We start from the raw sequence: 11983 nt of genomic DNA on the forward strand, positions 1-11983 counted from the left end.
AAGGTAGAGATTATGAATTCAGGTCATATCCTCCGATAATCTATATTCTACCTTTGTTATACTATAATTATTTTTGAGTATTAAACTCTACGTCTTTTAGGAGGACGACATCCATTGTGAGGCATTGGAGTAACATCGATAATCTCAGTAACTTCAATTCCACCATTATGTAAAGAACGAATAGCAGACTCACGTCCGTTTCCTGGTCCTTTAACATAAACTTTTACTTTTTTAAGTCCAGCCTCAAGAGCTACTTTACTACAATCTTCTGCTGCCATTTGAGCTGCGTATGGAGTGTTCTTTTTAGAACCTCTAAAACCCATTTTACCAGCTGAAGACCAAGAAATAACTTCACCTTTTTTGTTAGTCAAAGAAATGATGATGTTATTAAAGGTAGCAGAAATATGAGCCTCACCCGTTGATTCAACGATAACTTTACGTTTTTTTGCAGTTGCTTTAGCCATATTACTTATTATTTAGTTGCTTTTTTCTTGTTAGCAACAGTTTTTCTTTTACCTTTTCTTGTTCTAGAGTTGTTTTTAGTTCTTTGTCCTCTTAAAGGAAGACCAGATCTGTGACGAATACCTCTATAACATCCAATATCCATTAAACGTTTGATGTTCAAAGAAACTTCAGAACGTAATTCACCTTCAATTTTAAATGCTGATACGGCTTCACGAATCGCTCCGATTTCGTCATCATTCCAATCTTGAACTTTTTTATCTTGGCTAACTTGAGCTTTTTCTAAAATCTCAATAGCTCTACTTTTTCCTAATCCGAAGATGTAGGTAAGTGCAATAACACCTCTTTTGTTTTTTGGGATATCTACCCCTGCTATTCTTGCCATAATTATCCTTGTCTTTGTTTAAATCTAGGATTCTTTTTGTTGATTACGTATAATCTCCCTTTTCTTCGTACGATAATGCACTCGGCACTTCTCTTTTTTACTGATGCTCTAACTTTCATAGTGTGAATATCCTTTAATATCTATAAGTAATTCTTGCTTTTGACAAATCATAAGGACTCATTTCCAGTTTCACTTTATCACCAGGTAATAATTTGATGTAATGCATACGCATTTTTCCAGAAATATGAGCAATTACGATATGTCCATTTTCTAACTCTACACGGAACATCGCATTTGACAATGCTTCGATGATAGATCCGTCTTGTTCTATTGCTGATTGTTTTGCCATAAGTTAAGCTACTGCTTTTCTATTTTTACCACTTTTCATCAAACCGTCATAATGTTTGTTCAACAAGTATGAATTAATTTGTTGAATTGTATCAATTGCAACACCAACCATAATTATCAATGACGTCCCTCCAAAAAACATAGCCCAAGATTGTTGAACATCCATAAGACTTACAACAATTGCTGGGAACACAGCTATCAAAGCAAGAAATAAAGATCCTGGAAAAGTTATTAAAGACATCACTTTATCAAGATAATCAGAAGTCTCTACACCTGGTCTTACACCTGGTATAAAACCACCACTTCTCTTTAAATCATCTGACATTTTATTAGTAGGCACTGTAATTGCAGTATAAAAGAAAGTAAATACAACGATCAAAGTTGCAAAAACTAAATTATACCAAAATCCAAACATGTTACTAAAAGCGCCAACAATTGATTGAGATGCATCTGATTTAGATAAACCAGCAACAGCAGCAGGAATAAACATAATTGCTTGTGCAAATATAATTGGCATTACACCAGATGCATTAAGCTTTAATGGAATCCATTGTCTGTTACCTCCCATCATATCTTGCTCGAAATCACCAGAAGTTGTACGACGAGCATACTGAACTGGAATTTTTCTAATAGCCATAACTAGCAACACACAAGAAATAATAACAAGCAACCAAATAATGATCTCAACAACCAATAACATTGGTCCTCCATTATTATTAGTAACTCTTGTTGTAAATTCTTGAATGAAAGCTTGTGGCAACCTAGCCAAAATACCAACCATAATCAAAAGGGAAATTCCGTTTCCAATTCCTTTATCAGTAATTTTTTCTCCTAACCACATGGCAAAAATTGTACCAGTAACTAAAATAACAACTGAAGAAAATAAAAATTCAAAAGAATTAAACCCTAAAATAAAAGCTGAACTAGGTAAAGTTCTATAAAGATTGTAGATATAAGTTGGCCCTTGTACTAAAGTTATAACGATAGTTAACCAACGGGTAATTTGATTGATTTTTTTTCTACCACTTTCTCCGTCACTTTGAAGTTTTTGCAAGTAAGGAATCGCAATTCCCATAAGTTGTACAACAATAGATGCAGAAATATAAGGCATAATTCCTAAAGCAAAAACTGAAGCTTTAGAAAATGCACCTCCGGTAAACATGTCTAGAATAGATCCTAGTCCATTTTTGGTTTGTCCCGCTAATCCCGTCAATTGAGTTGCGTCAATTCCAGGAAGCGTTACATGCGCACCAAAACGATAAACAAGAAGCAGACCTAAAGTAATTAGAATTCTATTCTTTAGTTCTTCTATTTTCCAAACATTACTTATTGATTCAATAAATTTCTTCATCTTAATTGAAAAATTACATGATTATAACTTCTCCACCAGCAGCTTCAATAGCAGCTTTTGCAGTAGCAGTAAATTTGTGAGCAGTTACTTTTAATTTTGCTTTCAATTCTCCTCTACCTAAAATCTTAACGATTTCATTTTTAGTAGCAAGACGATTAGCTACAAAAACTGTCATATCAACAGTATCTGTAATTACTCCATTATCAACCAATAATTGAAGAGTATCAAGATTAACACCTTCGTACTCTTTACGATTGATGTTAGTGAAACCAAACTTAGGCACACGTCTTTGAAGTGGCATTTGTCCTCCTTCAAAACCAATCTTCTTAGAATAACCAGAACGAGATTTTGCTCCTTTGTGTCCACGTGCAGCGGTACCACCTTTACCAGAACCTTCCCCTCTACCTAATCTCTTATTTTGATTGTGTGTAGAACCCTCAGCAGGTTGTAAGTTACTTAAATTCATAACAGTATTTGTTATTTAGCTTCTTCAACAGAAACTAAGTGTTTAACTTTATTTATCATCCCAAGGATAGCAGGATTTGAATCATGCTCTACAACTTGTCCCATTTTACGTAGACCTAAAGCTTCCAAGCCTCTTTTTTGAGTAAGAGGACAGTTGATTTTGCTTCTAACTTGTTTTACTAATAATTTAGCCATAATTTCCTTGAATTAACCTTTAAAAACTTTTTCTAAAGAAACCCCTCTTTGTTTTGCAACAGTGTGAGCGCTTCTCATTTGTAATAAAGCATCAAAAGTTGCTTTCACTACGTTGTGAGGATTTGAAGATCCTTGTGACTTAGACAATACATCATGAATTCCCACTGATTCAAGAACTGAACGAACAGCTCCACCAGCAATAACCCCTGTACCATGTGATGCAGGAATTAAGAATACACGTGCACCACCAAATTTACCTTTTTGTTCGTGAGGAACTGATTGCCCGTTCAAAGGAATTTTTACTAAATTTTTCTTTGCATCTTCTACTGCTTTCGCAATTGCTTCAGAAACGTCTTTAGATTTTCCTAATCCATGACCTACAACTCCATTTTCATCACCTACAACTACAATAGCAGAAAAACCAAAAGCTCTACCTCCTTTTGTAACCTTAGTAACACGATTCACACTCACCAAACGATCTTTTAATTCAAGACCACTTGGTTTTACTATCTCAATATTCTTGTATTTAGACATAATATATTAGAATTTAAGTCCAGCCGCTCTTGCGCCTTCCGCTAATGATTTAATACGACCATGGTATAAATAACCTCCTCTATCGAAAGTAACTTCACTTATTCCAGCTTTCAAAGCTTTCTCAGCCGCAAGTTTACCTACTGCTGTAGCCACTTCAATGTTCGTACCTTTTCCTATTTCTTTTTCTCTTGAAGAAGCAGCTAATATAGTAACTCCATTTACATCATCAATTAATTGAGCATAAATTTCTTTGTTACTTCTAAAAACAGATAGTCTTGGCTTAGTAGCAGTACCACTAATCGTTTTTCTAATTCTGAATCTAATTCTTTGTCTTCTTTCAGGTTTTGTTAATGACATAATCTTATTTTTTAAGCTGATTTACCTGCTTTTCTTCTTAATACTTCACCTACAAATTTAACACCTTTTCCTTTGTACGGCTCTGGCTTACGGAAACCTCTAATTTTTGCCGCAACTTGACCTAAAAGTTGTTTATCTAATGATGTTAATTTCACAATTGGATTTTTACCTTTTTCAGATATAGTCTCAAGAGTTACCTCTGGAGCTATTTCTAAAATAATATTGTGAGAAAAACCTAAAGCTAAATCTAATTTTTGTCCTTGATTTGAAGCTCTATATCCAACTCCTACCAATTCTAATTCTTTAGTAAATCCTTCTGTTACACCTACAACCATATTATTGATTAAAGATCTATACAAACCGTGTTTTGCTCTTTGGTCTTTGTAATCAGAAGATCTTTCTACTAGAACTTGATCTCCTTCAACTTTTACAGTTACATCCGAAAACTCCTGCGTAAGTTGACCTTTTTTTCCTTTTACAGTAATAATACCGTCAGCAACTGTAATAGTTACACCAGCTGGTATTGTTACTGGGCTTTTACCTATTCTTGACATCTTATATCGTCTTTAAAATTAGTATACGTAACAAATTACTTCTCCACCTACATTTAATTGCTTGGCTTGTTTACCTGTCATCAACCCTTTTGAAGTTGAAACAATAGCAATTCCTAATCCGTTAAGGATTCTTGGTATTTTAGAAGCACCAGCATACTTACGTAAACCTGGTTTACTAATTCTTTGGATATCTTTAATTACTGACTCTTTAGTATCTTTATCATACTTCAAAGCAATTTTGATTGAACCCTGTACAGCGTTGTCTTCAAATTTGTAACTTAAGATATAACCTTGATCAAATAAGATCTTCGTTATTTCTTTTTTTAGATTAGATGCTGGAATTTCAACAACTTTGTGGTTTGCAGCCACAGCGTTTCTAACTCGCGTCAAATAATCTGCAATTGGATCTGTATACATATGTATAAAATTGCGGTTTTGGTTTTCTTGCCGGACCATCCGGAAGAACCTGAAACCATTAAACTTACTTAATTAATCAACAGATAGTTGTCAATTTACCGACAAAAATCCGGCAAACTTACAACTATCTGTTGAAATATCAAAATCGCAAATAATATTTTTACCAGCTTGCTTTTTTAACACCTGGAATTAGTCCATTATTAGCCATTTCACGGAAAGTTACACGTGAAATTCCGAATTGACGCATATACCCTCTAGGCCTTCCTGTTAATTTGCAACGATTATGCAAACGTACTGGAGAAGCATTTTTCGGTAATTTTTGCAAGCCTTCGTAATCTCCAGCTTCTAATAAAGCTTTTCTTTTCTCAGCGTACTTTGCTACCGTTTTTTCTCTTTTCACCTCACGGGCTTTCATTGATTCTTTAGCCATATCTTAATTCTTTTTAAAAGGTAAACCTAATTCAGCCAACAATGACTTTGCTTCTTTATCAGTTTTAGCAGTAGTAACAAAAGTAATATCCATACCTGATATTTTATTTACTTTATCAATATCAATTTCAGGGAAAATGATTTGCTCTAAAACACCAAGATTATAGTTTCCTCTTCCGTCAAAACCAGTAGCTTTAATACCACTAAAATCTCTAACACGTGGCAAAGCTGAAGTAATAAGTCTATCTAAAAACTCATACATTCTTTCTCCACGCAAAGTAACTTTTGCTCCAATAGGCATCCCTTTTCTCAATTTGAATGACGCAACGTCTTTCTTTGAAATTGTAGATACTGCTTTTTGCCCAGTAATCTTTGTTAATTCATCAACTGCATAGTCAATCAATTTTTTATCAGATACCGCTGCACCAACTCCTTTACTCAAAACGATTTTTTCCAATTTAGGAACTTGCATTACGTTTGTGTAACCGAACTCTTCTTTAAGAGCAGAGATAACTCTACTCTTATATTCTTCTTTTAGTCTAGGTATATATGCCATTACTATAGTACTTGATTAGATTTTTTTGAAAATCTTACTTTCTTATCTCCTTCAACTCTAATACCAACTCTAGTAGTTTCCTTTGTTTTAGGATCTATTAAAGAGATGTTAGAAATTTGTATAGAAGCTTCCTTTTTTACAATACCACCTTGAGGGCTTTTTGCACTAGGTTTCGTATGTTTAGAAACCAAATTCACACCTTCAACAATTGCTTTGTTTTTCTCACGGTATACACGCAACACTTTACCTTCAGCACCTTTATGGTCTCCAGCAATTACTCTTACGATGTCTCCTGATTTTATTTTTAGCTTTATCATCTTAAAACGAATTAAAGCACTTCTGGTGCTAATGATACAATTTTCATGAATTGTTTTTCACGAAGTTCTCTTGCTACCGGACCAAAAACACGAGTTCCTCTCATTTCACCAGCAGCATTCAACAATACGCAAGCGTTATCGTCAAATCTAATGTATGAACCATCGGCTCTTCTCACTTCTTTTTTGGTACGTACAACAACTGCAGTTGAAACAGCACCTTTTTTAACGTTTCCGTTAGGTGTTGCGTCTTTTATAGATACTACAATCTTGTCTCCAACAGAGGCATACCTTCTTTTGGTACCTCCTAAAACACGGATAGTTAAAACTTCTTTAGCTCCTGTGTTATCTGCTACTTTTAGTCTTGATTCTTGTTGTACCATAATTATTTAGCTCTTTCTAGGATTTCAACTAATCTCCAACATTTTGATTTACTCAAAGGACGCGTTTCGCTAATTCTTACAGTATCTCCAATGTTACAGTCGTTTGTTTCGTCATGTGCAACAAATTTCTTTGTTTTCAATACGAACTTACCATATAATGGGTGTTTTACTTTTGTTACTTGAGCAACTACAATGGATTTATCCATTTTGTTTGAAGTAACAACCCCAATTCTTTCTTTTCTTAAATTTCTTTTTTCTTCCATCTTTCAGCAGAATACAATTATTGTAACTCTCTTTTAGTAAGTTCTGTAGCTAATCTTGCAACTGTTCTTCTTACACTTCTAATTTGAAGTGGGTTCTCAATTGGAGAAATCGCGTGAGCCATTTTCAAGTCAGCATACACCTTCTTTGTTTGACTAAGTTTTTCTTGCAACTCCGCTGCAGAAAGATCTTTTATTTCTGATTGTTTCATAATATAATATAGATTATGCTTCGAAATCTCTAGCAACTACGAATTTAGTTTTTACTGGAAGCTTTTGAGCTGCAAGACGCAATGCCTCTTTTGCAACTGATAAAGGAACTCCTCCAACTTCAAACATAATTCTTCCGGGTTTAACAACAGCAGCCCAATACTCAACTGCTCCTTTACCTTTACCCATACGTACCTCAAGAGGCTTCTTAGTAATAGGTTTGTCTGGAAATATTTTAATCCATAGTTGTCCTTCTCTCTTCATGTAACGAGTTGCAGCGATACGCGCAGCTTCGATTTGACGTGAAGTTAAGAACATTCCATCTTCGTGTACAGATTTAATACCAAACATTCCATTAGAAAGTTCATGCCCTCTTTGAGAGTTACCTTTCATCTTACCTTTTTGTACCTTACGGTATTTTGTTCTTTTAGGCTGTAACATTTTTCTTTAATTTAAAAATTTACTTTCTTTTACGAGCGTCTGGTTTTCCACCTTTATTAAAGTTAGATTTGCCACGAGGAGCATCTCCACCTTTACCACTGCTAGGTTGTTTTTTATCCATTCCTGCAAGCGGAGAAAGATCTCTCTTTCCATAAACTTCACCTTTCATGATCCACACTTTAATTCCCATTCTACCATAAGTAGTATGAGCCTCTGCAAGTGCATAATCAATATCAGCTCTGAAAGTTGATAGAGGAATTCTACCTTCTTTGAAACCTTCAGAACGAGCCATCTCAGCACCATTCAAACGACCAGAAATCAAAACTTTGATACCTTCAGCGTTCATACGCATAGAAGCAGCAATAGCCATTTTAATTGCACGTCTGTAAGAAATTCTACTTTCGATTTGACGACAGATGCTTGTAGCAACTAGATACGCGTCAAGTTCAGGTCTTTTAATTTCAAAAATGTTAATTTGAACCTCTTTGTCAGTAATTTTCTTAAGCTCTTCTTTCAACTTGTCTACCTCTTGTCCACCTTTCCCAATAATAATACCAGGTCTAGCAGTAGTGATAGTAACGGTTACAAGTTTCAAAGTTCTCTCGATAATTACTTTTGATACACTAGCTTTTGATAAACGAGCGTGGATATACTTTCTGATTTTGTGATCTTCGGCTAATTTATCACCGTAATCATTTCCACCATACCAGTTTGAGTCCCATCCTCTGATGATACCAAGTCTATTTCCAATTGGATTTGTCTTTTGTCCCATGCTGCTTAAGAATTGCTTTGTGTGTTATTGATAGCTCCAAGCACGATTGTTACGTGATTAGAACGTTTTCTTATTCTATGTGCGCGACCTTGTGGAGCTGGACGAAGTCTTTTCAACATCATTCCACCATCTACGCGGATTTCTTTAACAAATAATCCAGCTTCTTCAAGATTACCTTCACTATTTTTTTGCTCCCAGTTATTGATAGCAGATAATAATAGTTTTTCTAATTTTCTTGAAGCTTCTTTTGAACTGAATCTTAATATGTTAAGTGCTCTTTCTACCTTCTGACCTCTTACTAGATCTGCTACTAAGCGCATTTTTCTAGGTGAAGTAGGGCAGTTATTTAACTTTGCAAAAGCCAATGACTTGTTAGCCTCTTTTCTTGCATCTGCTGTTTCTCTTTTACGAACTCCCATTGCTTCTTATTTTTTACCTTTATTTTTTGCTCCAGCATGACCTCTAAAAGATCTAGTTGGTGAAAATTCTCCTAATTTGTGACCTACCATGTTTTCAGTAACGTAAACTGGTACAAATTGACGACCGTTATGAACTGCGATAGTTTGCCCAACGAAGTCAGGAGTAATCATAGAAGCTCTAGACCATGTCTTAACCACTCCTTTATTTCCACCAGCGATGTTTTCTGCAACTTTCTTGTCTAACTTATAATGAACGAAAGGTCCTTTTTTTAATGAACGTGCCATATCTTATTATTTCTTTCTACGTTCTACGATATACTTATTACTCGGGTTTTTCTTAGAACGTGTTCTATAACCTTTAGCCGGTACTCCATTTCTTGAACGTGGATGTCCACCAGAAGAACGTCCTTCACCACCTCCCATTGGGTGATCAACAGGGTTCATTGCAACAGGTCTTGTTCTAGGTCTTCTACCTAACCATCTTGTTCTACCTGCTTTACCAGATACAACTAATTGGTGGTCTGAATTAGAAACTGCTCCAATTGTAGCTGAACAAGTCAACAAGATCAATCTTGTTTCACCTGAAGGCATTTTAATTGTTGCATATTTTCCATCTCTTGCCATTAATTGAGCAAATGTTCCAGCAGAACGAGCGATTACAGCTCCTTGTCCTGGTCTCAATTCGATACAAGATATAACAGTTCCCAAAGGAATTCTGCTTAAAGGTAATGTATTACCAATTTCAGGTTGAGATTCTGGACCAGAAACTAATTTCTGACCAACTTTCAATCCGTTTTGAGCAATTACATAAGTTTTCTCTCCATCAGCATAAGCTAATAAAGCAATAAATGCAGTACGATTTGGATCATACTCGATTGATTTCACTGTAGCTGGAATTCCTTCTTTTGTACGTTTGAAATCAATAATACGATATCTCTGCTTGTGACCACCACCCGTATAACGCATGGTCATCTTTCCTTGACTATTTCTACCTCCAGAGTTTTTTATCGGCGCTATCAAAGAGCGTTCCGGCTTATCAGTTGTAATGGCGTCATAACCATTCACAACTCTAAATCGCTGACCTGGGGTAATAGGTTTTAATTTTCTTACTGACATTTTTCTATCTTAGATATTGTTGTAAAAATCAATTGTTTCTCCTTCTTGTACTTGAACAATCGCTTTCTTAATTGCGTTAGTCTTTCCACTGATTAAACCACTTTTAGTGTATTTTGTAGTTCTATCCGGTCTTACATTAATCGTGTTAACACTCAAAACATTTACTCCGTAAGCAGCTTCAACAGCTTTCTTAATTTGCACTTTGTTTGCTTTTCTGTCAACAACGAATCCGAAGCGGTTTAAAACTTCACTTTCTTTGGTTACTTTTTCCGTTACTATAGGTTTAATTATGATGCTCATATCCTATTATTTACTTAAATTTTCTTCAATTACTTCCAAAGAACTCTCCAAAAGCACTAAATTATTAGCATTCAAAATAGCATAAGTACTTAATTCATTGGCACTTACAGCGTTTGACGCCTTTAAATTTCGTGAGGACAAATATACATTTTTATTCGTATCACCCAACACAAACAGTGATTTTTTATTTTCTAACTCTAAAGCTTTCAAAACGTTAATGAAATTTTTAGTGTTTGGCGTTTCAAAATTAAAGTCTTCAAGTACAATTATATTTGACTCTTTTGCTTTAATTGAGAAAGCAGATTTTCTAGCAAGACGCTTTAAGTTTTTATTCAATTTGAATGAATAGCTTCTTGGTCTTGGTCCAAAAACAGTTCCACCTCCTTTAAACAAAGGGCTTTTTGCACTACCCGCACGAGCAGTACCTGTTCCTTTTTGCTTTTTAATCTTACGAGTACTTCCTGCTACTTCAGCTCTTTCTTTAGCTTTGTGAGTTCCTTGTCTTTGATTAGCAAGATATTGCTTAACATCAAGGTATACCGCATGATTATTTGGCTCAATTGCATATACTGAATCAGAAAGTTGAACTTTTCTTCCAGTATCTTTTCCGTTGAAATCTAATACTTTTACTTCCATTACTTCTGAATGATTACATAAGAGTTTTTGCAACCAGGAATACATCCTTTAACAACAAGTAAGTTCTTTTCAGCAACTACTTTTAAAACTCTAAGGTTTTGAACTTTTACATTATCTCCTCCCATTCTTCCAGCCATACGCATTCCTTTGAATACTCTAGATGGATAAGAAGAAGCTCCTACAGAACCTGGCGCTCTTAAACGGTTGTGTTGACCATGAGTCGCTTGTCCAACACCACCAAAACCGTGACGTTTTACAACTCCTTGAAAACCTTTACCTTTAGAAACACCTTGTACATCTACAAATTCTCCTTCAGCAAAAATAGACACATCAATAAGATCTCCTAATTTTTGTTCAGTTGCAAAATCTTGGAATTCAACGACTTTTTTCTTAGCAACAGTTCCAGCTTTTTTAAAGTGACCTAAAGCCGCTTTTGTGGAATGTTTCTCGTTTTTGTCATCGAAACCTAGTTGCAACGCTTCGTACCCGTCAACACCTTTGGTTCTGACTTGGGTAACAACGCATGGACCAGCTTCGATTACTGTACAAGGAATATTCTTCCCGTTTTCGTCAAAAATACTAGTCATGCCGATTTTTCTACCAATTAACCCAGACATAAATATTAATTATTAATTATTAAATATAAATATAGAACGCAGCTTTTAAGCAAATCCTATTTTTTAAGTGGGTGCAAATGTATAACTTATTTACACACAAACCAAAAAAATATTTTTTACCTAAAAACGGCGTTCCGTTTTACTCTTAAAGTACTTAAACTTTGATCTCTACTTCAACTCCACTTGGCAATTCAAGCTTCATTAAAGCGTCAATAGTTTTAGATGAAGATGAATAAATATCAATTAATCTCTTATATGACATTACTTCAAATTGCTCTCTTGCCTTTTTGTTTACGTGCGGAGAACGCAATACTGTAAAAAGTTTTTTGTGAGTTGGCAACGGAATTGGTCCAGTCACAACAGCACCTGTAGTTTTTACTGTTTTTACAATCTTTTCAGCAGACTTATCTACCAACATATGATCGTACGATTTCAATTTTATTCTGATTTTTTGACTCATTT

The 11983-nt window shown here is 34.9% G+C and carries 26 protein-coding genes; all 26 read right to left on the reverse strand.

Going from position 1 to position 11983, the window contains the following annotated elements:
* Nucleotides 1–80 precede the first annotated feature (80 nt).
* Nucleotides 81–464, reverse strand: a complete 384-nt coding sequence (gene rpsK, locus OZP08_RS00075) for a 30S ribosomal protein S11 (protein ID WP_024981527.1) — start codon at nucleotides 462–464, stop codon at nucleotides 81–83.
* Between the two features lie 8 nt (nucleotides 465–472).
* Nucleotides 473–847, reverse strand: a complete 375-nt coding sequence (gene rpsM / locus OZP08_RS00080; RefSeq protein WP_064716171.1) for a 30S ribosomal protein S13 — start codon at nucleotides 845–847, stop codon at nucleotides 473–475.
* A 2-nt stretch (nucleotides 848–849) separates the two neighbouring features.
* Nucleotides 850–966: a type B 50S ribosomal protein L36 gene (gene ykgO, locus OZP08_RS00085; protein ID WP_002987490.1), complete on the reverse strand. Its 117-nt coding sequence runs from the start codon at nucleotides 964–966 to the stop codon at nucleotides 850–852.
* 14 nt (nucleotides 967–980) lie between these two features.
* Entirely contained in the window at nucleotides 981–1196 is a 216-nt protein-coding gene (infA, locus tag OZP08_RS00090; protein ID WP_007136545.1) for a translation initiation factor IF-1, read from the reverse strand.
* Nucleotides 1197–1199: 3 nt separating this feature from the next.
* Nucleotides 1200–2546 (reverse strand): preprotein translocase subunit SecY, encoded by a 1347-nt coding sequence (gene secY / locus OZP08_RS00095; RefSeq protein WP_281322697.1) that lies wholly within the window; start codon nucleotides 2544–2546, stop codon nucleotides 1200–1202.
* 13 nt (nucleotides 2547–2559) lie between these two features.
* Entirely contained in the window at nucleotides 2560–3012 is a 453-nt protein-coding gene (rplO, locus tag OZP08_RS00100) for a 50S ribosomal protein L15 (RefSeq protein ID WP_268847735.1), read from the reverse strand.
* 11 nt (nucleotides 3013–3023) lie between these two features.
* Nucleotides 3024–3206 carry a 50S ribosomal protein L30 gene (rpmD, locus tag OZP08_RS00105; protein ID WP_026706255.1) on the reverse strand — a complete coding sequence of 61 codons (183 nt, stop codon included), beginning with the start codon at nucleotides 3204–3206 and terminating at the stop codon, nucleotides 3024–3026.
* Nucleotides 3207–3218: 12 nt separating this feature from the next.
* Nucleotides 3219–3743: a 30S ribosomal protein S5 gene (gene rpsE / locus OZP08_RS00110; RefSeq protein ID WP_268849404.1), complete on the reverse strand. Its 525-nt coding sequence runs from the start codon at nucleotides 3741–3743 to the stop codon at nucleotides 3219–3221.
* Between the two features lie 3 nt (nucleotides 3744–3746).
* Nucleotides 3747–4097, reverse strand: coding sequence for a 50S ribosomal protein L18 (gene rplR / locus OZP08_RS00115; RefSeq protein WP_268847736.1), 351 nt, complete (start codon nucleotides 4095–4097; stop codon nucleotides 3747–3749).
* Between the two features lie 11 nt (nucleotides 4098–4108).
* Nucleotides 4109–4651 (reverse strand): 50S ribosomal protein L6, encoded by a 543-nt coding sequence (gene rplF / locus OZP08_RS00120; RefSeq protein ID WP_268847737.1) that lies wholly within the window; start codon nucleotides 4649–4651, stop codon nucleotides 4109–4111.
* A gap of 18 nt (nucleotides 4652–4669) precedes the next feature.
* The gene (gene rpsH, locus OZP08_RS00125; protein ID WP_268847738.1) at nucleotides 4670–5068 is read right to left on the reverse strand and encodes a 30S ribosomal protein S8; all 399 of its coding nucleotides are present in this window, start codon (nucleotides 5066–5068) and stop codon (nucleotides 4670–4672) included.
* A 160-nt stretch (nucleotides 5069–5228) separates the two neighbouring features.
* The gene (gene rpsN / locus OZP08_RS00130; protein WP_035637316.1) at nucleotides 5229–5498 is read right to left on the reverse strand and encodes a 30S ribosomal protein S14; all 270 of its coding nucleotides are present in this window, start codon (nucleotides 5496–5498) and stop codon (nucleotides 5229–5231) included.
* 3 nt (nucleotides 5499–5501) lie between these two features.
* On the reverse strand, nucleotides 5502–6053 hold the full coding sequence (gene rplE / locus OZP08_RS00135) for a 50S ribosomal protein L5 (protein ID WP_268847739.1): 552 nt from the start codon (nucleotides 6051–6053) through the stop codon (nucleotides 5502–5504).
* A gap of 2 nt (nucleotides 6054–6055) precedes the next feature.
* Complete coding sequence (gene rplX, locus OZP08_RS00140) at nucleotides 6056–6370, reverse strand: 50S ribosomal protein L24 (protein WP_281322698.1); 315 nt, start codon at nucleotides 6368–6370, stop codon at nucleotides 6056–6058.
* Between the two features lie 11 nt (nucleotides 6371–6381).
* Nucleotides 6382–6750, reverse strand: a complete 369-nt coding sequence (gene rplN, locus OZP08_RS00145; protein WP_007803649.1) for a 50S ribosomal protein L14 — start codon at nucleotides 6748–6750, stop codon at nucleotides 6382–6384.
* A gap of 2 nt (nucleotides 6751–6752) precedes the next feature.
* The gene (gene rpsQ / locus OZP08_RS00150) at nucleotides 6753–7013 is read right to left on the reverse strand and encodes a 30S ribosomal protein S17 (protein ID WP_026706247.1); all 261 of its coding nucleotides are present in this window, start codon (nucleotides 7011–7013) and stop codon (nucleotides 6753–6755) included.
* A gap of 17 nt (nucleotides 7014–7030) precedes the next feature.
* Nucleotides 7031–7222, reverse strand: coding sequence for a 50S ribosomal protein L29 (gene rpmC, locus OZP08_RS00155; protein WP_031456038.1), 192 nt, complete (start codon nucleotides 7220–7222; stop codon nucleotides 7031–7033).
* Nucleotides 7223–7235: 13 nt separating this feature from the next.
* Complete coding sequence (gene rplP / locus OZP08_RS00160) at nucleotides 7236–7661, reverse strand: 50S ribosomal protein L16 (protein WP_017495016.1); 426 nt, start codon at nucleotides 7659–7661, stop codon at nucleotides 7236–7238.
* Between the two features lie 19 nt (nucleotides 7662–7680).
* Nucleotides 7681–8433, reverse strand: coding sequence for a 30S ribosomal protein S3 (gene rpsC, locus OZP08_RS00165; protein WP_268847740.1), 753 nt, complete (start codon nucleotides 8431–8433; stop codon nucleotides 7681–7683).
* 5 nt (nucleotides 8434–8438) lie between these two features.
* A complete protein-coding gene (gene rplV / locus OZP08_RS00170) occupies nucleotides 8439–8852 on the reverse strand; it encodes a 50S ribosomal protein L22 (protein WP_268847741.1) in 414 nt (137 codons plus the stop codon).
* 6 nt (nucleotides 8853–8858) lie between these two features.
* Nucleotides 8859–9137 (reverse strand): 30S ribosomal protein S19, encoded by a 279-nt coding sequence (rpsS, locus tag OZP08_RS00175; RefSeq protein WP_035637298.1) that lies wholly within the window; start codon nucleotides 9135–9137, stop codon nucleotides 8859–8861.
* Nucleotides 9138–9143: 6 nt separating this feature from the next.
* Nucleotides 9144–9968, reverse strand: a complete 825-nt coding sequence (gene rplB / locus OZP08_RS00180; protein WP_281322699.1) for a 50S ribosomal protein L2 — start codon at nucleotides 9966–9968, stop codon at nucleotides 9144–9146.
* Nucleotides 9969–9977: 9 nt separating this feature from the next.
* Nucleotides 9978–10268 (reverse strand): 50S ribosomal protein L23, encoded by a 291-nt coding sequence (rplW, locus tag OZP08_RS00185; RefSeq protein WP_115813673.1) that lies wholly within the window; start codon nucleotides 10266–10268, stop codon nucleotides 9978–9980.
* A 6-nt stretch (nucleotides 10269–10274) separates the two neighbouring features.
* Nucleotides 10275–10904: a 50S ribosomal protein L4 gene (gene rplD / locus OZP08_RS00190; RefSeq protein WP_268847742.1), complete on the reverse strand. Its 630-nt coding sequence runs from the start codon at nucleotides 10902–10904 to the stop codon at nucleotides 10275–10277.
* Entirely contained in the window at nucleotides 10904–11521 is a 618-nt protein-coding gene (gene rplC / locus OZP08_RS00195; protein WP_268847743.1) for a 50S ribosomal protein L3, read from the reverse strand. Before rplC ends, rplD begins: the two co-directional genes overlap by 1 nt.
* 154 nt (nucleotides 11522–11675) lie before the next feature.
* Entirely contained in the window at nucleotides 11676–11981 is a 306-nt protein-coding gene (gene rpsJ / locus OZP08_RS00200; RefSeq protein WP_007803605.1) for a 30S ribosomal protein S10, read from the reverse strand.
* Nucleotides 11982–11983: the final 2 nt, after the last annotated feature.

It is taken from the genome of Flavobacterium aestivum (assembly GCF_026870175.2).
Classification (GTDB): Bacteria; Bacteroidota; Bacteroidia; order Flavobacteriales; family Flavobacteriaceae; genus Flavobacterium; species Flavobacterium aestivum.

What these genes read in the sequence shown, in the direction of transcription:
- rpsK (WP_024981527.1), bottom strand. Translation starts at nt 464, where the DNA reads ATGGCTAAAGCAACTGCAAAAAAACGTAAAGTTATCGTTGAATCAACG.
- rpsM (WP_064716171.1), bottom strand. Translation starts at nt 847, where the DNA reads ATGGCAAGAATAGCAGGGGTAGATATCCCAAAAAACAAAAGAGGTGTT.
- ykgO (WP_002987490.1), bottom strand. Translation starts at nt 966, where the DNA reads ATGAAAGTTAGAGCATCAGTAAAAAAGAGAAGTGCCGAGTGCATTATC.
- infA (WP_007136545.1), bottom strand. Translation starts at nt 1,196, where the DNA reads ATGGCAAAACAATCAGCAATAGAACAAGACGGATCTATCATCGAAGCA.
- secY (WP_281322697.1), bottom strand. Translation starts at nt 2,546, where the DNA reads ATGAAGAAATTTATTGAATCAATAAGTAATGTTTGGAAAATAGAAGAA.
- rplO (WP_268847735.1), bottom strand. Translation starts at nt 3,012, where the DNA reads ATGAATTTAAGTAACTTACAACCTGCTGAGGGTTCTACACACAATCAA.
- rpmD (WP_026706255.1), bottom strand. Translation starts at nt 3,206, where the DNA reads ATGGCTAAATTATTAGTAAAACAAGTTAGAAGCAAAATCAACTGTCCT.
- rplR (WP_268847736.1), bottom strand. Translation starts at nt 4,097, where the DNA reads ATGTCATTAACAAAACCTGAAAGAAGACAAAGAATTAGATTCAGAATT.
- rplF (WP_268847737.1), bottom strand. Translation starts at nt 4,651, where the DNA reads ATGTCAAGAATAGGTAAAAGCCCAGTAACAATACCAGCTGGTGTAACT.
- rpsH (WP_268847738.1), bottom strand. Translation starts at nt 5,068, where the DNA reads ATGTATACAGATCCAATTGCAGATTATTTGACGCGAGTTAGAAACGCT.
- rpsN (WP_035637316.1), bottom strand. Translation starts at nt 5,498, where the DNA reads ATGGCTAAAGAATCAATGAAAGCCCGTGAGGTGAAAAGAGAAAAAACG.
- rplE (WP_268847739.1), bottom strand. Translation starts at nt 6,053, where the DNA reads ATGGCATATATACCTAGACTAAAAGAAGAATATAAGAGTAGAGTTATC.
- rplX (WP_281322698.1), bottom strand. Translation starts at nt 6,370, where the DNA reads ATGATAAAGCTAAAAATAAAATCAGGAGACATCGTAAGAGTAATTGCT.
- rplN (WP_007803649.1), bottom strand. Translation starts at nt 6,750, where the DNA reads ATGGTACAACAAGAATCAAGACTAAAAGTAGCAGATAACACAGGAGCT.
- rpsQ (WP_026706247.1), bottom strand. Translation starts at nt 7,013, where the DNA reads ATGGAAGAAAAAAGAAATTTAAGAAAAGAAAGAATTGGGGTTGTTACT.
- rpmC (WP_031456038.1), bottom strand. Translation starts at nt 7,222, where the DNA reads ATGAAACAATCAGAAATAAAAGATCTTTCTGCAGCGGAGTTGCAAGAA.
- rplP (WP_017495016.1), bottom strand. Translation starts at nt 7,661, where the DNA reads ATGTTACAGCCTAAAAGAACAAAATACCGTAAGGTACAAAAAGGTAAG.
- rpsC (WP_268847740.1), bottom strand. Translation starts at nt 8,433, where the DNA reads ATGGGACAAAAGACAAATCCAATTGGAAATAGACTTGGTATCATCAGA.
- rplV (WP_268847741.1), bottom strand. Translation starts at nt 8,852, where the DNA reads ATGGGAGTTCGTAAAAGAGAAACAGCAGATGCAAGAAAAGAGGCTAAC.
- rpsS (WP_035637298.1), bottom strand. Translation starts at nt 9,137, where the DNA reads ATGGCACGTTCATTAAAAAAAGGACCTTTCGTTCATTATAAGTTAGAC.
- rplB (WP_281322699.1), bottom strand. Translation starts at nt 9,968, where the DNA reads ATGTCAGTAAGAAAATTAAAACCTATTACCCCAGGTCAGCGATTTAGA.
- rplW (WP_115813673.1), bottom strand. Translation starts at nt 10,268, where the DNA reads ATGAGCATCATAATTAAACCTATAGTAACGGAAAAAGTAACCAAAGAA.
- rplD (WP_268847742.1), bottom strand. Translation starts at nt 10,904, where the DNA reads ATGGAAGTAAAAGTATTAGATTTCAACGGAAAAGATACTGGAAGAAAA.
- rplC (WP_268847743.1), bottom strand. Translation starts at nt 11,521, where the DNA reads ATGTCTGGGTTAATTGGTAGAAAAATCGGCATGACTAGTATTTTTGAC.
- rpsJ (WP_007803605.1), bottom strand. Translation starts at nt 11,981, where the DNA reads ATGAGTCAAAAAATCAGAATAAAATTGAAATCGTACGATCATATGTTG.